Genomic DNA, 17,008 nt, shown 5'->3' with positions numbered 1-17,008 from the left:
GTCGCATCGGCGCTCATACCGGCTCTCCCCGTCGTACGATCCGCCCGGCCCAGTACAGACCTGCGCTCTCCAGCAGCCCGCCGGCCGTGAGGCAGACAAGGCCCGCGGGCGTATGCAGCAGCACCCGCAGCGGTTCGGCGCCGAGCGCCGTGCCCATCGCCAGGCCCGCCAGCGGCAGCAGCGCCAGCAGCAGGACGGTCGACCAAGCGCCCGCCAACTGGGCTCTCAGCTCCTCCCGTTGGTCGCGACGGGCCCGCAGCGCCGACTCAAGCCGGTCGAGCCCCTCCGCAAGGCCCGCACCGCCGTCCACGGCCACCCTCCAGCAGGCCGCCATCCCCGCAAGCCCCTCCGCCCCCGGCGCCCGTGCCGCCTCCCGCAGCGCTCCCGGCACATCGCCCCCGAACCGCGCGGCTGCCAGCACCCCGGCCTCCCCGCCGCCCAGCGCTCCGGTGGAGCGCACCGCAGATGCCAGCGCCGGCCCCGGCTGCAGCCCCGCCCTCAGTTCCCCCACGACCGCCCCGCACAGTGTGACGACGCCCTGCGCCCTGCGCTCCCGCTCCCTGGCGTGCTCCGCAGCCCGCAGCCGTCGCCCAAGCAGCGGCACGGCCACCGCTCCCGCGATCAGCGGCAGCAGCGACTCGCCCAGCATGGCCACGACCAGCGCCGCGGGCACACACCACCACTCGCGCCGCGCCCCTGCCTGCCGCCGCAGCCGGTGTGCCGCCGTCCGCACACGGTCCACCGCCCGGCCCTGCGACGGCGCCACCGCGCCACCGCCCGCGAGCAGCAACCGGCCCCTCCGCAGCCCCTGCTCCCCATCGGCCATCAGCCACGCCGCCGCCCCCGCACACAGCGCGGCCGCGTACATCGGCTCATCTCCCCTCACAGCGCACCCCCGGCCAGTGACCGCAGCCGCTCCCAGCCCGGTGCGCGGATGAAGCCCTCCTCGCCCCACCGCAGCGCGGGGACGGTCACCACAAAGCCGTCCCGGTCCCGCTCCAGGACATGCACTTCGGCGATCCGCCGACGCCCGCTTCGGTCCCTTGCGAGATGGATCACCGCCTTCAGCGCGGCTGCCAACTGGCTGTGCAGCGCGGCCCTGTCCAGCCCCGCAGCCGCTCCCAGCGCCTCCAGCCGCGGCGGGACGTCCGCCGCCGCATTGGCGTGCACGGTCCCGCACCCGCCTTCATGCCCGGTATTCAGCGCGGCAAGGAGAACCGACACCTCCGCGCCGCGCACCTCGCCCACCACCAGCCGGTCCGGCCGCATCCGCAGTGCCTGACGCACCAGATCCCGCAGCGTCACCAGGCCCGCGCCCTCCTGGTTGGCGGTGCGCGTCTCCAGCCGCACCACATGCGGATGGTCGGGGCGCAGCTCCGCTGAGTCCTCCGCGAGCACGATCCGCTCCCGCTCGCCCACCATTCCCAGCAGGCTGGACAGCAGGGTGGTCTTCCCTGAGCCGGTGCCGCCGCTGATGAGGAATGACAGCCGGGCCTCGACCAGTGCGCGCAGCGCACTGTGGCCGCCGGGCGGAACCGTCCCCGCCGCGATGAGCTCCGCCATCGAGAAGGCGCGGGGCCGGACCACCCGCAGCGACAGACAGGTCGACCCCACCGCCACCGGAGGAATCACCGCGTGCATACGTGTCCCGTCCGGCAGCCGGGCGTCCACCCAGGGCCGTGCGTCGTCCAGCCGCCGCTCCGCCACGGCGGCGAGACGCTGCGCCAGCCTGCGCACCGAGGCCGCGTCCTCGAACGTCACTTCCGTCAGCTCCAGTCCGCGGCCGCGGTCCACCCACACCCGGTCCGGCCCGGACACCAGCACATCCGTCACCCGGGGGTCGGCCAGCAGCGGTTCAAGCGGTCCCGTGCCCACCAGCTCGCAGCGGAGCCGCTCGGTGCCGCCCAGCACCTCCGCGTCCCCGAGGAGCCGCCCCTGAGCCCTGAGCGCCGCGGCCACCCGCGCCGGAGTGGGCTCGGCCCCGCTCTCGGCCAGCTGCCTGCGCACCTCGTCGAGCAGTCCCGCGGTCATGAGACGCCCTCTCCCCGCATGCCGTCCCCGGCCAGCGCGCGCTCCCAGAAGGCCGAGCAGAACCGGGCCAGCGGGCCGCGGGGACTGGCCCCCGGCGGTGTGCCGGTGTCCTGTGCCGTCAGCAGCCCGTCCTCGACGGGCAGTTCACCGGCGAGCGGAAGCCCCAGCGCGCCGGCGACCCACTGCTCGTCCAGCCCGGAGGCATAGGGCCCGCGAACCACGGCGCGCAGGTCCTGGAGCACCATGCCGACCGCCGACGCCACGCGGTTCGCCGCGGCGACCGCACGCAGCTCGCCCGGTACGACCAGCAGTCCGAGGTCCAGCTGGGCCAGTGCCTCAGCCACGCCTTCATCGACTCGGCGCGGCAGATCGACGACCACGACGCCGCCCCTCCTGCGCGCCGCCGCGAGGACCGAACGCATCGCCTCCGGAGGGATGACCACAGAGTCGCCGCGATCCCAGCTGAGCACCCTCAGCCGATGCAGTTGCGGAAGCGACTCCTCCAACGCGCCACCCGCGACCCTGCCTTTGGACGCCGCGAAATCCGGCCATCGTCTGCCCTCCGCCTGCTCACCCCCGAGCAGCACATCGAGCCCTCCGCCCAGCGGGTCCGCGTCGACGAGCATGGTGCGGCTGCCCGTGCGCGCCGCGGTCACCGCCAGGGCGCATGCCAGCGTCGACGCCCCGGCGCCGCCGCGCCCGCCGATCACTCCGACGGTCAGGGCCTGCCGTCCGACCCCTTCCGTGGCATCGGCGATGCGGTCCACGAGCCAGCTCTCCGCGTCCGGCAGCCGCAGCACACAGTCCGCCCCGATCTCCACCGCCCGCCGCCAGACGTCCGGGTCGTCCTGGTCCCGCCCCACGAGGAGCACCCCGCTTCTGCGGGTGGCCCCGCGGCAGCGCGCCGCGGCGTCGTCGCCGACCAGGACCAGAGGCGCCCCCGTCCAGGCGCTCCCTCGCTCAGGCAGACAGTGGCAGACCTCCGGTTCGGCTCCTGCGGCGGCGCACAGCCGCAGCAGATCGTCGAGCAGCTCCAGGTCCTCAGTGATGATCAGCGGGCCGTCGCGCCGCCCTTCGGCGGTCTGCCGCATGCCCGATGCGATGGATCCAGCCATGATCGCAACGCCTCCTCCTGCGCCCTCGCTTCACCGCGAGATGTGGATTCCTTCAGTCCGCGAACTCCGCGGCCGGAATCACCGTGCAGCGCACTCGGAAATCGTGTGGATCTTGCTGAAAAACTGTGGACAACTGGCCACTTGTGAATATCTCCGTAACCCGAACCAGTGACTTCCGGAGAGCACCCTTACGGCTACGCACAGTGACGAATCTGGGCATGGCTAAGCCGTGCCTGACAATGGGGCCCCATCGGGCCGGCAGCCGGATCCGATCATCTAATGAACGAAGAAATGCCCCCGGACATGCGACGACCCCCGCCGGGGGGGAGAGCGGGGGTCGTCTCTCCGGCCGACTCGGGGGGGGAGGAGCCGGTCCGGGTTAGCACGGTCGCGAACGATCCGTGACTTCCATGGTGTACCCGAGAGCCTTCTCAGGCAAACCCACGCGCCCCAGCGTACGCCGAATGGCGGGCACCTATGCTCAAGCCCGTGGAAAACCACTCCTTGCCGCGCACAGCAGCCTTCTTTGACCTGGACAAGACGGTCATTGCGAAGTCGTCGACGCTGACCTTCAGCAAGTCCTTCTACCAAGGCGGGCTGATCAACCGGCGTGCCGTCCTGCGGACCGCCTACGTCCAGTTCGTTTATCTCGTCGGGGGCGCAGACCACGACCAGATGGAGCGGATGCGGGAGTACCTCTCCTCGCTCTGCAAGGGCTGGAACGTCGAGCAGGTCAAACAGCTCGTCGCCGAGACCCTGCACGATCTGATCGACCCGATCATCTACGACGAGGCCGCGTCCCTCATCGAAGAGCACCACACCGCCGGGCGGGACGTCGTGATCGTCTCCACGTCCGGCGCCGAGGTCGTCGAGCCGATCGGCGAGATGCTCGGCGCGGACCGAGTGGTGGCGACCCGGATGGTGGTGGGCGAGGACGGATGCTTCACCGGCGAGGTCGAGTACTACGCCTACGGCCCGACGAAGGCAGAAGCGGTCAAAGAGCTCGCCGAGTCGGAGGGATACGATCTGGCGCGCTGCTATGCCTACAGCGATTCGGCGACCGATCTGCCGATGCTGGAGTCCGTTGGCCATCCGTACGCCGTCAATCCGGACCGCGCGCTGCGCCGGGAGGCCTTGGCGCGCGATTGGCCGATTCTGGACTTCCACCGTCCCGTACGGCTGAAGCAGAGACTGCCCGCCTTCTCCATGCCGCCGAGGCCCGCCCTGGTCGCCGCCGCCGCGGTCGGAGCTGCGGCGGCGACCGCGGGCCTGGTCTGGTACGCGAGCCGCCGCCGCGCCGCCGCGCCCAGCAGGACGATGAACCGGATGAGAAAGGCCGCCGGCCGGGTGGCGGAAAAGGCAGTCAGCCACTCGGCCGACGCCGTGAGCACGCCGGAGGGGCTGACCAGCCGGGCACCGGACCGGATCGCCGAGCCTTTCGCCCGTGTTTGAACCCAAAAGTAAAGAAGTACAGCCAGGGGTTCCGCTTGCCCATCCCCTGGAGTACAAAGGAGTCAACGGCCCGCGAGACCAAGGACATCCGAAAGGATCATCTTTTAACTCAAGGCCCCACGGACCGGAGCATGAAAACTGAGCACCCACGCGACGTCGACCCGTCGATTACGGGCCAGCCGCACCAGGTGACGGGCAGAAGTTCCCGGCCTGATGGGCACATATTCGAGGACGCTTGGTAACTCGGTGGACATGCCAGCGGCGGTACCACTACCGGTACCGCCGCAGCCCTTTGTGCGCGACGCCGAGCTTGTGCGCGACGCCGAGCCGCTTCTCCGCGCGCCGCGCACTCCCTGAGGACACGCCGCCTTAAGGACACCCCCTCAGGGCACACCTCTTCAGGCGGCCCCGCGCTGAAGCGCTTCACAGACCGCCGTCGACTCCCGGACGCCCAGTTCCACCGCGCGCCCGCAGTGTGCGATCCATGCGGCCATTCCGTCCGGCGTTCCGGACAGATACCCGTCGAACGCCGCGAGATACGCCGCGCGCCCCAGCTCCGCATGACCGACCTCGGCCGGGCAGATGGCCTTGGGGTCCAGCCCGCTGCCCACCAGGACGATCCGTTCGGCCGTCCGCGCCACCAGTCCGTTGTGCGAAGCGAAGGGGCGCAGCGCCAGCAGTTCGCCATGGACGACGGCAGCCGCCACCAGCGCGGGCGCCGAGCTGCCCGCCACGATCAGCTCCGCCAGTCCGTCCAGCCGCCCGGCGAGTTCGCCGGCGTTCGGCAGGGGCGCCTCGATCAGCGGTTCGTCGACGCCTTCGCCCGTGAGCCTGGGCCGGCCGACCGTCTCATCCGCCACCGCCCCGCCCGCTGCGACCAGATGCAGCCGCGCCAGCACACGCAGCGGCGACTGCCGCCAGATGGACAGCAGCTGGCCCGCCTCCGCGGTCAGCCGCAGGGCGGCGCCCACCGTGCGCGACTCGGGCTCGCCGCCGAAGTCCGTACGCCTGCGCACCTCTTCGAGGGCCCAGTCCGCGCCCGACAGGGCGGCGGAAGCGCGGGCTCCGCGCAGCGCCGCCTCGGCGGTGATCTCGTTGCTGCGGCGTCGCATCACCCGGTGCCCGTAGATCCGGTCGACCGCTGTGCGCACCGCGTCCACGGAGTCGGAGACGCCCGGGAGGCCGGCCAGCGTGGCGAGAGGGTCGGCCGAGGGGTCGGGAGTGGCGGGCGAGGCATGCGTACTCATAGCCGCGAGGCTACGCGCCCCGGGCCTGCACCCCACGTTGGAGTGGTCTTCTTCACGCGACGCGACCACCGGCCGAGAACAGAGCACTACGCTAGGTGAACATGAAGATCGCTTTCGTAGGGAAGGGCGGCAGCGGGAAGACCACGCTGTCCTCGCTCTTCATCCGCCACCTGGCCGCTCATCAGGCCCCCGTCGTCGCGGTGGACGCCGACATCAACCAGCATCTGGGGGCAGCACTCGGACTCGATGAGGCGGAGACCGCCGCACTCCCGGCCATGAGCGCCCAACTGCCGCTGATCAAGGACTATCTGCGGGGTTCCAATCCCCGTATCGCCTCCGCCGAGACAATGATCAAGACCACCCCGCCGGGAGCGGGGTCCCGGCTGCTGCGCGTGAGTGAGAGCAACCCCGTCTACGATGCCTGCGCCCGCCCAGTGCGGCTGGACGGCGGCGAGATCCGGCTGATGGCCACAGGGGCTTTCACCGAGTCCGACCTCGGCGTCTCCTGCTACCACTCCAAGGCAGGCGCGGTCGAACTCTGCCTCAACCATCTCGTCGACGGCCCGGACGAGTATGTGGTCGTCGATATGACCGCGGGCGCCGACTCCTTCGCCTCGGGGATGTTCACCCGCTTCGACATGACCTTCCTGGTGGCCGAGCCGACCCGCAAAGGGGTTTCCGTCTACCGCCAGTACAAGGAGTACGCACGGGACTTTGGCGTCGCCCTGCGGGTCGTCGGCAACAAGGTGCAGACCCGGGACGACGCGGAGTTTCTGCGTGATGAGGCGGGCGACGACCTGCTCACCGTCTTCGCGGACTCCGGGTGGGTCCGTGCGATGGACAAGGGCCGTCCCGCCCGTTTCGAGTTGCTGGAGCAGGAGAACCGCGCGGCGCTGGAGATGCTGCGGCACACGGCGCGGGAGTCGTACGCGGGACGGGACTGGGACCGCTATACGCGCCAGATGGTGCACTTCCACCTCAAGAACGCCGCGAGCTGGGCGAACGAGCGGATGGGCGCCGACCTGGCCGCCCAGGTCGACCCCGGCTTCGTACTCGGCGAGGAAGCCCTGCTCCAGGGGGCCCTGCCTCAGCCCGCCTGACCGGCGCCCTTCTCCACCGCCGCCGGGGAGGCGGGTCCGGACGGGGCCGCCGGCTGGGCGGCGAGATAGGCCGTCCAGCCGCCCGCCGGGGCCTGGCCCACCTTCAGGGCCCGCAGCTTCGCAAGGACCCCGGAATCCTGGGCGTCCAGCCAGTCGGCGAGCTGCCGGAAGGACACGCACCGCACATCGGGCTTCACACAGACGGTCGCGATGGTCTCCTCGATGGCGCGCATATACGTGCCGCCGTTCCACGACTCGAAGTGGTTGCCGATGATCAGCGGCGCCCGGTTGCCCGCGTAGGCCCGGTCGAAGGCCTGCAGCAGGCCGTCGCGCATCTGGTTGCCCCAGTACCGGTGCATGGCGGGGTCGCCGTTTGCGGTGCCGGACTGGTTGACCATGAAGTTGTAGTCCATGGAGAGCGTCTCGAACTGCCGGCCGGGCATCGGCACGAGTTGCAGGGGCAGATCCCACAGGCCCCTTTCCTTCTTGGGCCAGAGCTGGTCGTCGATGGCGCTGGAGTCATAGCGGAAGCCCAGCTCAGCGGCAGCGCGCACAAAGTTGTCGCGCCCCTCCAGGCAGGGTGTGCGCCCGCCGATGAGCTCGCTGTCGTAGTCGAAGGGCAGCGGCTTCTCGTCCTTCAGCCCGGCGTTCGTCTTCCAGTTCTTCACAAAGGACTTGGCCTGCCGGATCTCGCTCTTCCACTCCTCGACGGACCAGGTGCCCACGCCGCCGTCCGCGCCGCAGAAGTGACCGTTGAAGTGGGTGCCGATCTCATTGCCCTCAAGCCAGGCGCCGCGCAGCTCGCGCACGGTGTCCCGGATTCCCTCGGTGTCGTTGAAGCCGATGTCGGAGCGGCCCGGCGCATGCTTCGGCGGGTCGTAGAGCGTGGCCTTCTCCTCGGGCAGCAGATAGACGCCGCTGAGGAAGTACGTCATGGTCGCGCCGTACTTCCTGCCTACCGAGCGGAAGTGGGAGAAGAGCTTCTGGCCGTCCTCACCGGAGCCGTCCCAGGAGAACACCACGAACTGCGGCGGGGTCTGGCCCGGCTTCAGGCGTTCCGGCTCGGGCAGTCCCGGCTGCGGTCCGGTGAACGCCGTGGAGCCGTCGCCGATCAGCCGCACCGCGCTCTTCGGGCCGGCGGCGCCCTGCTGCGAGGCAGTCGCGCCCGGCCGCGAGGCCGAGTCCACGGAGCCTGAGCCGGCACCGGAGCAGCCGACAAGCCCTGCGACCAGTGCCGCGGCGAGCACGCCGACGGCGATCCTGCTCGTGGCGGCCTTCATCCGCCCACCTCTTTCCTCGCTCTTCCAGCAGTACGACAGTCCGCATGTATGACCGTGCGGATGGCGTCGCCAACGTCGCACCGAGGGCCGCGGAGGAGTGGGAGGGCGGGGCCCGATCAGATCACTAATCACCGGAACGAGTGAAAGCTTGCCCCATTTGCCCCGAAAATGATGCCGCAATCTTTACTCTGCATTACGATCAATTTACCGAGAGTTGAGAGTCCCGCCGCTACATGCCGTGACCCACGGCCGCGACCCCACATTCCGCGACCGCGCAGCCCCGGAGGAGACGGGAACATGTCTGCCTGCGTCCCCACCCGCACCGACGACGACGCTTCTCGCACACCGCCCCGACGACGCCGGCTCGGCCGGAGCGCCCGCTTTCGACGCCGGACGCACAGCCCGCCCGGCGCGCAACCACCCGGCAGCCGCCGCTTCCGCTCCCCCATTGCCGGCGCCGATCTGTCCGCTTCCATCTCCGTCTTCCTGATCGCCCTGCCGCTGTCCCTCGGCATCGCGCTCGCCACCGGGGCGCCGCTCCAGGCCGGGCTGGTGGCGGCAGCGGTCGGCGGCATCGTCGTCGGGCGACTCGGTGGGGCGCCGCTCCAGGTCAGCGGCCCCGCGGCCGGGCTGACCGTGGTCACCGCCGATCTGATCCAGCGGTACGGCTGGCGCACCACCTGCGCCATCACCGTCGTCGCCGGACTGGCCCAACTCGGCCTGGCCGCCCTGCGAGTGGCCCGCTCCGCCCTCGCCGTCAGCCCGGCGATCGTGCACGGCATGCTCGGCGGCATCGGCGTCACCATCGCCCTCGCACAACTCCATATCGTGCTCGGCGGCAACCCCCAGAGCTCCGCCGTCGCCAACGTCCAGGGTCTGCCGGCCCAGTTGGCCGACCTCCACCCCGCCGCCCTGTCCGTCAGCGCGCTCACCGTGGCGACGCTCCTGCTGTGGCCGCGGATTCCGGGGCGGACGGGGCAGCTTGTACGGAAGCTCCCGGCGGCACTCGCCGCGGTGGCGGGCGCGACCGTGCTCGCCACCCTCGCCGGACTGAGTCTGCCCCGCGTCGATCTGCCGTCCTGGAGCAGCCACGCCCTGCCCGAGATGCCCGAGGGGCCCGTGCTCGGCCTGATCGCGGCCGTGCTCACCATCACCCTCGTCGGGAGCGTGGAGTCGCTGCTGTCCGCGGTCGCCGTGGACAGGCTGACCGCCGCGCGCAAGACGCCGGACGTACACATTCCGCGCGCCCGTCTCGACCGGGAACTGGCCGGCCAGGGAGCGGGCAATATGGTCTCGGGCACCCTCGGCGGACTGCCGATCACCGGCGTCGCCGTGCGCAGCTCCGCCAATGTCGCCGCAGGCGCGGTCAGCCGCAACTCAACGATCCTGCACGGCCTGTGGGTGGTAATCGCCGCGCTCCTGCTGGTGCCCGTGCTCGATCTGATCCCGCTGGCCGCGCTGGCGGCGCTGGTGATGGTCGTGGGTGTGCAGATGGTCAGCATCACCCATATGCGCAGCGTCAAGCGGAACCGCGAGGCGCTGGTGTACGCGGCGACGTTGACCGGAGTGGTGCTCACCGGCGTGCTGGAGGGCGTCGCCATCGGGATCGCGGTGGCGGTCATCGTGGCGCTGCACCGGCTGACCAGGACACAGATCACGGTCGAGGAGCAGGAGGGCGTGCACCGGGTGCGGGTGCGCGGACAGCTGACGTTTCTGGCCGTGCCCCGGCTGAGCCGGATGCTGGGTCAGGTGCCGTTCGGCGCGAACTGCCTCGTCGAGCTGGACGGCTCCTTCATGGACCACGCCGCCCATGAAGCGCTGCACGACTGGCAGACGGCGCACATCGCACAGGGCGGGACCGTGGAGTTCACCGGCAGGGCGGGCAGCCGGATCAGCGAGCCGGCGTCGGAGACACACGGCTGCTGCCGCCCCTGGACGCCCTGGCGCAACCACTACTGCGGAAGCGGCACCCGGGCGGCGGCCGAGCGGCAGTCGCCGACCGTGCACCAACTGGCCAGCGGCCTCAGCTCCTTCCAGCGCAATACGGCCCCGCTGGTCCGCGATGAGCTGGCCCGGCTGGCACGCGAGGGACAGCGGCCCTCGCAGCTCTTCCTCACCTGCGCCGACTCCCGGCTGGTCACCAGCATGATCACGGCCAGCGGCCCGGGCGATCTGTTCACCGTGCGGAATGTGGGCAATCTGGTGCCCCTGCCCGGCGAGGAGAGCGGCGACGACTCAGTCGCCGCAGCGATCGAGTACGCGGTCGAGGTGCTGAAGGTGGATTCGATCACCGTCTGCGGGCACTCCGGCTGCGGGGCGATGCAGGCGCTGCTGAGCAGTCCGCCGGACGGGGAAGCCGGAGCGCAGACTCCCTTGCGGCGCTGGCTCCGGCATGGCCGACCGAGCCTGGAGCGGCTGGGCGATGCGCACCCCTCCCGGGTGCGCATTGCCGGGAGACCGCCTGCCGACGCGGTGGAGCAGCTGTGCCTGACGAATGTGGTGCAGCAGCTTGAGCATCTGCGCACGCATGAATCGGTGGCCCGCCGACTCGCGGAGGGCACCCTTGAGCTGCACGGCATGTATTTCCACGTGGGAGAGGCACAGGCGTATCTGCTGACGGACGGCGAGTGCGGAGCGGGGCGGCAGGACGGCGCGGGCGGCAGCGGCGGAGAGCGGGTAGGCCAGGAGAGTGGCGCGGTGTTCCACCGGGTCGATCCCGCCTTCTCTGCCCTGCCGGTGTCCGGGGCCGCCCGGCGGCCCGTCCGGAGCTCCGTCGGCTCCCGGATCACCCGGCTCTCCAGAGCTTCCGGAACCTCAACGACCTCCAACACCTCCCGGTCGTCCGACGGTTCCCGGGCGGCCGAGGAGCCGCAGGCTCCACTGGAGGAGTCATCCGTCTGAGCCCCGCCCCCCTGTGAACCGACCAGCCGGATCTGTCCGTGGGAACGGGTGGTTCCTCCTTCCCCACCGCCCGGGGAAGGAGGAACCCCGGGCTCAGCGCGCCCACGACAGCGGTCTCCGACGTGCGGCGAAATAGGTCTACACCAATTCCCGGCTGGCTCTTGTCACCCGGGCCGTCGACTGATGAGCTATGGCCTGGGACACATAGGCACAGAGGACGCCCTGGGAAAGGGAGATGTCGTGAGCAACGAGAGCCTGGCCAATCTTCTTCGGGAAGAGCGCCGATTCACGCCGCCGGCCGAGCTGGCCGCGCACGCCAATGTGACGGCGGAGGCGTATGAGCAGGCCACGGCGGACAGACTCGGCTTCTGGGCCGAGCAGGCCAGGCGCCTCACTTGGGCCGTCGAGCCGACCGAGACCCTCGACTGGACCAATCCGCCCTTCGCGAAGTGGTTCGCCGACGGCCGGCTGAACGTCGCGTACAACTGCGTGGACCGCCATGTGGAGGCGGGCCACGGCGACCGGGTCGCCATCCACTTCGAGGGCGAGCCGGGCGACAGCCGTGCCCTCACCTATGCGGAGCTCAAGGACCAGGTGTCCCAGGCGGCCAACGCGCTCACCGAGCTGGGCGTCGGCAAGGGCGACCGGGTCGCCGTCTATCTCCCGATGATCCCCGAAGCCGCCGTCGCGATGCTGGCCTGCGCCCGCATCGGCGCGGCCCACTCGGTGGTCTTCGGCGGCTTCTCCGCCGACGCCGTCGCCTCCCGCATCCAGGACGCCGACGCCAAGCTGGTCATCACCGCGGACGGCGGCTACCGGCGCGGCAAGCCGAGCGCCCTGAAGCCCGCGATCGACGAGGCCGTCACCAAGTGCCCCCAGGTCGAGCATGTGCTGGTCGTGCGCCGCACCGGCCAGGACACCGCGTTCACCGAGGGTCGGGACGTGTGGTGGGACGACATCGTCTCCCGCCAGTCCACCGAGCACACCCCTGAGGCGTTCGAGGCCGAGCATCCGCTCTTCATCCTCTACACCTCCGGCACGACGGGCAAGCCGAAGGGCATCCTGCATACCTCAGGCGGCTATCTCACCCAGGCGGCCTACACCCACCACGCCGTCTTCGACCTGAAGCCGGAGTCGGACGTCTACTGGTGCACTGCCGACGTCGGCTGGGTGACCGGCCACTCGTACATCGTGTACGGGCCGCTGGCCAACGGCGCGACCCAGGTGATGTACGAGGGCACACCCGACACCCCCCACCAGGGCCGGTTCTGGGAGATCGTGCAGAAGTACGGCGTCACCCTCCTCTACACCGCGCCGACGGCGATCCGCACCTTCATGAAGTGGGGCGACGACATCCCCGCCAAGTTCGATCTGTCCAGCCTGCGCATCCTCGGGTCGGTGGGCGAGCCGATCAACCCGGAGGCCTGGATCTGGTACCGGGAGCACATCGGCGGCGGAAACTGCCCGATCGTGGACACCTGGTGGCAGACCGAGACCGGCGCCATGATGATCTCCCCGCTGCCGGGTGTCACCGAGACCAAGCCCGGTTCGGCGCAGCGCCCGCTGCCCGGCATCGCGGCGACCGTCGTGGACGACGAGGCGCACGAAGTGCCCAACGGAGGCGGCGGCTATCTGGTGCTGACCGAGCCGTGGCCGTCGATGCTCCGTACGATCTGGGGTGACGACCAGCGCTTCATCGACACCTACTGGTCCCGCTTCGAGGGCAGGTACTTCGCCGGCGACGGCGCCAAGAAGGACGACGACGGGGACATCTGGCTGCTGGGCCGGGTCGACGACGTCATGCTGGTCTCCGGCCACAACATCTCCACCACGGAGGTCGAGTCCGCGCTCGTCTCCCACCCCAAGGTCGCCGAGGCGGCCGTCGTCGGCGCGGCGGACGAGACGACCGGTCAGGCGATCGTGGCCTTCGTCATTCTGCGCGGCAGCGCCGCCGAGGACGCAGATCTGGTCGCCGACCTCCGCAACCACGTCGGCGCGACGCTCGGGCCGATCGCCAAGCCCAAGCGGATCCTGCCGGTTGCGGAGCTGCCGAAGACCCGGTCCGGGAAGATCATGCGCCGGCTGCTGCGCGATGTCGCCGAGAACCGCCAGCTGGGTGATGTCACCACCCTGACGGACTCCTCGGTGATGGATCTCATCCAGTCGAAGCTGCCGAGCGCCCCCAGCGAGGACTGACCGGCCGAGCCACACCAAGAGAGACGCCAAGGGACGCCAAGGCACATCGAGGGACATCCGGCTGACGCGCCGGATGTCCCTTATGTGTCTATGGTGAGGGTCACGGATACGCCCTTGCGGGCTTGGGTAAGGTAAAGCGCGCGTCAACGACGCTCTTGATAAGACTTGATAAGAACTACATGTGACAAAAGGTGCGCCGGGAAGTCTGGTCGGCATGCGCTTCACCCCTGCCCACCCGACCATCGGAGGTCCTTCGACGTGCCCGCACCGACCCCCCCTGGCCAGACCGGCCAGACCGACCGTCCCGCCGACCAGACGGACCGCAAGTTCCTCGGGCGTCTGTCCCTCCCCGAGCGGAGGTTCATCGCCGACGCCCTGCGAGCCGAGACCGTCGGCGGCGTACTGCTGCTCATCGCGGCGATCGTCGCCCTCATATGGGCGAACAGCCCCCTGAGCGACGACTACCAGTCCGTACGCGACTTCCACATAGGGCCGGCTGCTCTCGGCCTTGACCTCTCCCTTCAGCACTGGGCCGCCGACGGACTGCTGGCCGTCTTCTTCTTCGTCGCGGGCATCGAGCTCAAGCGCGAGCTGGTCGCAGGAGAGCTGCGCGACCCCAAGGCGGCCACCCTCCCGGTGGTCGCCGCGATCGCCGGCATGGCCGCCCCCGCGCTGGTCTATCTGCTGGTCAACGCCATCGGCGGCGGTTCGACCGACGGCTGGGCCGTGCCGACCGCCACCGACATCGCCTTCGCGCTCGCCGTCCTCGCGGTCATCGGCACCTCGCTGCCGTCCGCACTGCGCGCCTTTCTGCTCACCCTCGCGGTGGTCGACGACCTCTTCGCCATCCTGATCATCGCGATCTTCTTCACCAGCGATCTGAACTTCGCGGCGCTGGGCGGCGCACTCGTCGGGCTGGGCCTCTTCTGGCTGCTGCTGCGCATGGGCGTACGCGGCTGGTATGTGTACATCCCGCTGGGCCTGGTGATCTGGGGGCTGATGTACAACAGCGGCGTCCACGCCACCATCGCCGGAGTGGCCATGGGCCTGATGCTCCGCTGCACCCGCCATGAGGACGAGGATCACTCGCCCGGGGAGCACATCGAGCATCTGGTGCGTCCCCTTTCGGCCGGTCTCGCGGTGCCGCTGTTCGCGCTGTTCTCCGCGGGTGTCTCCGTCTCCGGCAGCGCGGTCTCCGATGTCTTCACCCAGCCCGAGACGCTCGGCGTGGTCCTCGGTCTGGTGGCCGGCAAGATGATCGGCATCTTCGGCGGCTCCTGGCTGACCGTGCGCTTCACCAGGGCCCAGCTGAACGAGGATCTGGCCTGGGCCGATGTGTTCGCCGTCGCCACGCTCGCGGGCATCGGCTTCACCGTCTCGCTCCTCATCGGCGAACTCGCCTTCGTCGGCGATGAGGTGCTGACCGACGAGGTCAAGGCCGCCGTCCTGATCGGCTCGCTGATCGCCGCGATCTGCGCCACCGTGCTGCTCAAGCTGCGTGTGCGCAAGTACCAGGCGCTGTGCGCCGAGGAGGACCGCGACGAGGACCGCGACGGCATCCCGGACATCTACGAGCAGGACGATCCGGAGTACCACCTGCGGATGGCCGCGATCTACGAGGAGAAGGCCGCGAAGCACCGCCGGATGGCGGAAGTGGCGGGGGTGTCGCGCGACGGCGGCGACAGTCCGGCATGATCTGACACGGATTCGCAGGCGAAGAGCGAGAAGAGGGAGTCAGCGATGAGCGACCCCGGCATGACGGGCGTCAACGGCACCGGCCCCACCGCCGACCGCAGCCTCGGGCAGTTGGTCGCCTCCGCGACCGCGGAGATGTCCGCGCTGGTGCACGACGAGATCGCCCTGGCCAAGGCCGAGCTGCGCCAGGACGTCAAGCGCGGCGCGATCGGCGGCGTCGCGTTCATCGTCGCGGGGGTGCTGGTGCTCTTCGCGCTGCCCGTGCTGAGCTTCGCGGCGGCGTACGGGATCCACAATCTGGGCCTCGGCCTGGCCTGGTCGTTTCTGATCGTGGGCAGCGCATACGTCCTGCTGGGCGTGGCCCTCGCACTGCTGGGCGTCTCCAAGTTCAAGAAGGTCAAGCCGCCGGAGAAGTCCATCGCCTCGGCCAAGCAGACGGCCGCCGTCCTGCAGACCGTCAAGCCGCACACACGTCCGGCCCAGGACAAGGCAGTCGTGTGACGCTTTCGGAGCAGCCGCGCCGCAGTCCGGCGGATGTGGGACGCTCGACAGCATGACTGCCCCAGACATCCGTGCCGGCGGCTTCGGCGGCTCCGGCAGCCCCGTACGCATCGACGGCCCGTGGACCCACCGCGATGTGGCGGCCAACGGCGCCCGCTTCCATATCGCGGAGCTGGGCGACGGGCCGCTGGTGCTGCTGCTGCACGGCTTCCCGCAGTTCTGGTGGACCTGGCGGCATCAGCTGACCGCGCTCGCCGACGCCGGGTTCCGTGCGGTGGCGATGGACCTGAGGGGCGTGGGCGGCAGCGACCGCACACCCCGGGGTTACGACCCCGCGAACCTGGCGCTCGACATCACCGGGGTCGTCCGCTCCCTCGGCGAGCCGGACGCCGCGCTCGTCGGCCATGACCTGGGCGGATATCTGGCCTGGACCGCGGCGGTGATGCGGCCCAAGCTGGTGCGCCGGCTGGCGGTCTCCTCGATGCCGCATCCGCGCCGGTGGCGCTCGGCGATGCTGTCCGACTTCGCGCAGAGCCGCGCCGGATCCTATGTGTGGGGCTTTCAGCGCCCCTGGATTCCGGAGCGTCAGCTCGTGGCGGACGAGGGGGCCTTGGCCGGCAAGCTGATCCGTGCCTGGTCGGGTCCGCAGCCTCCGGACGAAGAGGCGATCGAGGTGTACCGGCGCGCGATGTGCATCCCGTCGACGGCGCACTGCTCGATCGAGCCGTACCGCTGGATGGTGCGCTCGATGGCACGGCCGGACGGCATCCAGTTCAACCGCCGGATGAAGCGGCCGGTACGGGTGCCGACGCTGCATCTGCACGGCTCGCTGGACCCGGCGATGCGCACCCGCAGCGCGGCGGGCTCGGGCGAGTATGTGGAGGCCCCGTACCGCTGGAGGCTCTTCGACGGCCTCGGCCACTTTCCGCACGAGGAGGACCCGGTGGCCTTCTCCACGGAGCTCATCAACTGGCTGAAGGACCCCGAACCCGACCGGTAGCCGTACGCGGCGGAAGGCGCCGGCAGTCGTACGCCGCGGACCGCACCGGCCGCCGGACCACACCCGCCGTCGGAGCGCCCGGTCGTCGGCTTCTGCAAAACGCCCGGGGAACGGTTGTCCTACGAACGGCCAAATGCCCGGCGCATAGGCCAATTGGCCGCGTCCGGCACGGTTACCGACCATGGGCCAGGGGCACACGTCGGGGTATGGGCTGGACGCACGACTACGGTGACGCAGCACGCAACCGCCGCACGGCCAGTGGGCCGATCACCCATGACACGGGTGGCCCCCGAGGCGAGGGCCATGATCATCCCGGGCAGGGGGTCGGCATCTCCCGCATCCTGAGGCGTCGGGCCCGCTGGGTGTCCGCGCGGCTGCGCCATACCCGCGGCTGACGAGGCTCGCCATACCGCTGCCCCGGCTCGCCGTATCCGCGGCCGACCCGGCCGGGAGGCCAGATCCACGGCTGACGCCCGTCGCCCCTTTCACC

At 70.5% G+C, this 17,008-nt stretch carries 12 protein-coding genes and 1 pseudogene; 8 read left to right on the top strand and 5 right to left on the bottom strand.

Annotated features, from left to right (window positions below):
- Window positions 1-13: 13 nt before the first annotated feature.
- Genes OF819_RS15675 through ssd form a run of 3 tightly spaced genes read right to left on the bottom strand, consistent with a single transcriptional unit; the run spans window position 14 to window position 3,146 of the window.
- The gene (locus OF819_RS15675) at window positions 14-868 is read right to left on the bottom strand and encodes a type II secretion system F family protein (RefSeq protein ID WP_267244142.1); all 855 of its coding nucleotides are present in this window, start codon (window positions 866-868) and stop codon (window positions 14-16) included.
- Between the two features lie 14 nt (window positions 869-882).
- Window positions 883-2,031, bottom strand: coding sequence for a TadA family conjugal transfer-associated ATPase (locus OF819_RS15670; protein ID WP_267244141.1), 1,149 nt, complete (start codon window positions 2,029-2,031; stop codon window positions 883-885).
- Window positions 2,028-3,146 (bottom strand): septum site-determining protein Ssd, encoded by a 1,119-nt coding sequence (gene ssd / locus OF819_RS15665; RefSeq protein ID WP_267244140.1) that lies wholly within the window; start codon window positions 3,144-3,146, stop codon window positions 2,028-2,030. Before ssd ends, OF819_RS15670 begins: the two co-directional genes overlap by 4 nt.
- A gap of 477 nt (window positions 3,147-3,623) precedes the next feature.
- On the opposite strand from ssd, the pseudogene OF819_RS15660 reads away from it, so the two are divergent.
- Window positions 3,624-4,445, top strand: a pseudogene (locus OF819_RS15660) (HAD family hydrolase); the annotation flags it as partial.
- A gap of 551 nt (window positions 4,446-4,996) precedes the next feature.
- Here OF819_RS15660 and OF819_RS15655 read toward each other — a convergent pair.
- Window positions 4,997-5,845, bottom strand: a complete 849-nt coding sequence (locus OF819_RS15655; protein ID WP_267244139.1) for an oxidoreductase — start codon at window positions 5,843-5,845, stop codon at window positions 4,997-4,999.
- Between the two features lie 95 nt (window positions 5,846-5,940).
- On the opposite strand from OF819_RS15655, the gene OF819_RS15650 reads away from it, so the two are divergent.
- On the top strand, window positions 5,941-6,945 hold the full coding sequence (locus OF819_RS15650) for an ATP-binding protein (protein ID WP_267244138.1): 1,005 nt from the start codon (window positions 5,941-5,943) through the stop codon (window positions 6,943-6,945).
- Here OF819_RS15650 and OF819_RS15645 read toward each other — a convergent pair.
- Window positions 6,933-8,225 (bottom strand): hypothetical protein, encoded by a 1,293-nt coding sequence (locus OF819_RS15645; RefSeq protein WP_267244137.1) that lies wholly within the window; start codon window positions 8,223-8,225, stop codon window positions 6,933-6,935. The two genes, OF819_RS15650 and OF819_RS15645, sit on opposite strands and share 13 nt — an antisense overlap.
- A 297-nt stretch (window positions 8,226-8,522) precedes the next feature.
- Between OF819_RS15645 and OF819_RS15640 the strand changes: the two genes are divergently transcribed.
- The 6 genes from OF819_RS15640 to OF819_RS15615 all read left to right on the top strand — a co-directional run bounded on the left by OF819_RS15640 (window position 8,523) and on the right by OF819_RS15615 (window position 16,913).
- A complete protein-coding gene (locus OF819_RS15640) occupies window positions 8,523-11,126 on the top strand; it encodes a bifunctional SulP family inorganic anion transporter/carbonic anhydrase (RefSeq protein WP_267244136.1) in 2,604 nt (867 codons plus the stop codon).
- 240 nt (window positions 11,127-11,366) lie between these two features.
- A complete protein-coding gene (gene acs, locus OF819_RS15635) occupies window positions 11,367-13,322 on the top strand; it encodes an acetate--CoA ligase (protein ID WP_267244135.1) in 1,956 nt (651 codons plus the stop codon).
- Between the two features lie 258 nt (window positions 13,323-13,580).
- On the top strand, window positions 13,581-15,017 hold the full coding sequence (gene nhaA / locus OF819_RS15630) for a Na+/H+ antiporter NhaA (protein WP_267244134.1): 1,437 nt from the start codon (window positions 13,581-13,583) through the stop codon (window positions 15,015-15,017).
- A gap of 45 nt (window positions 15,018-15,062) precedes the next feature.
- Complete coding sequence (locus tag OF819_RS15625; protein WP_267244133.1) at window positions 15,063-15,518, top strand: phage holin family protein; 456 nt, start codon at window positions 15,063-15,065, stop codon at window positions 15,516-15,518.
- Between the two features lie 52 nt (window positions 15,519-15,570).
- Window positions 15,571-16,518 (top strand): alpha/beta fold hydrolase, encoded by a 948-nt coding sequence (locus tag OF819_RS15620; RefSeq protein WP_267244132.1) that lies wholly within the window; start codon window positions 15,571-15,573, stop codon window positions 16,516-16,518.
- A 206-nt stretch (window positions 16,519-16,724) separates the two neighbouring features.
- The gene (locus OF819_RS15615) at window positions 16,725-16,913 is read left to right on the top strand and encodes a hypothetical protein (protein WP_267244131.1); all 189 of its coding nucleotides are present in this window, start codon (window positions 16,725-16,727) and stop codon (window positions 16,911-16,913) included.
- The last annotated feature ends 95 nt before the right edge of the window (window positions 16,914-17,008 follow it).

Origin of the sequence: Streptomyces sp. PR69, from assembly GCF_026420845.1 — a bacterium.
Classification (GTDB): domain Bacteria; phylum Actinomycetota; class Actinomycetes; order Streptomycetales; family Streptomycetaceae; genus Streptomyces.
The sequence above is the reverse complement of the archived record's forward strand: the minus strand, read 5'-3'. Positions and strand labels throughout refer to the sequence as shown.

What these genes read in the sequence shown, in the direction of transcription:
- OF819_RS15675 (WP_267244142.1), bottom strand. Translation starts at nt 868, where the DNA reads ATGTACGCGGCCGCGCTGTGTGCGGGGGCGGCGGCGTGGCTGATGGCC.
- OF819_RS15670 (WP_267244141.1), bottom strand. Translation starts at nt 2,031, where the DNA reads ATGACCGCGGGACTGCTCGACGAGGTGCGCAGGCAGCTGGCCGAGAGC.
- ssd (WP_267244140.1), bottom strand. Translation starts at nt 3,146, where the DNA reads ATGGCTGGATCCATCGCATCGGGCATGCGGCAGACCGCCGAAGGGCGG.
- OF819_RS15655 (WP_267244139.1), bottom strand. Translation starts at nt 5,845, where the DNA reads ATGAGTACGCATGCCTCGCCCGCCACTCCCGACCCCTCGGCCGACCCT.
- OF819_RS15645 (WP_267244137.1), bottom strand. Translation starts at nt 8,225, where the DNA reads ATGAAGGCCGCCACGAGCAGGATCGCCGTCGGCGTGCTCGCCGCGGCA.
- OF819_RS15640 (WP_267244136.1), top strand. Translation starts at nt 8,523, where the DNA reads ATGTCTGCCTGCGTCCCCACCCGCACCGACGACGACGCTTCTCGCACA.
- OF819_RS15625 (WP_267244133.1), top strand. Translation starts at nt 15,063, where the DNA reads ATGAGCGACCCCGGCATGACGGGCGTCAACGGCACCGGCCCCACCGCC.
- OF819_RS15620 (WP_267244132.1), top strand. Translation starts at nt 15,571, where the DNA reads ATGACTGCCCCAGACATCCGTGCCGGCGGCTTCGGCGGCTCCGGCAGC.
- OF819_RS15615 (WP_267244131.1), top strand. Translation starts at nt 16,725, where the DNA reads ATGGGCTGGACGCACGACTACGGTGACGCAGCACGCAACCGCCGCACG.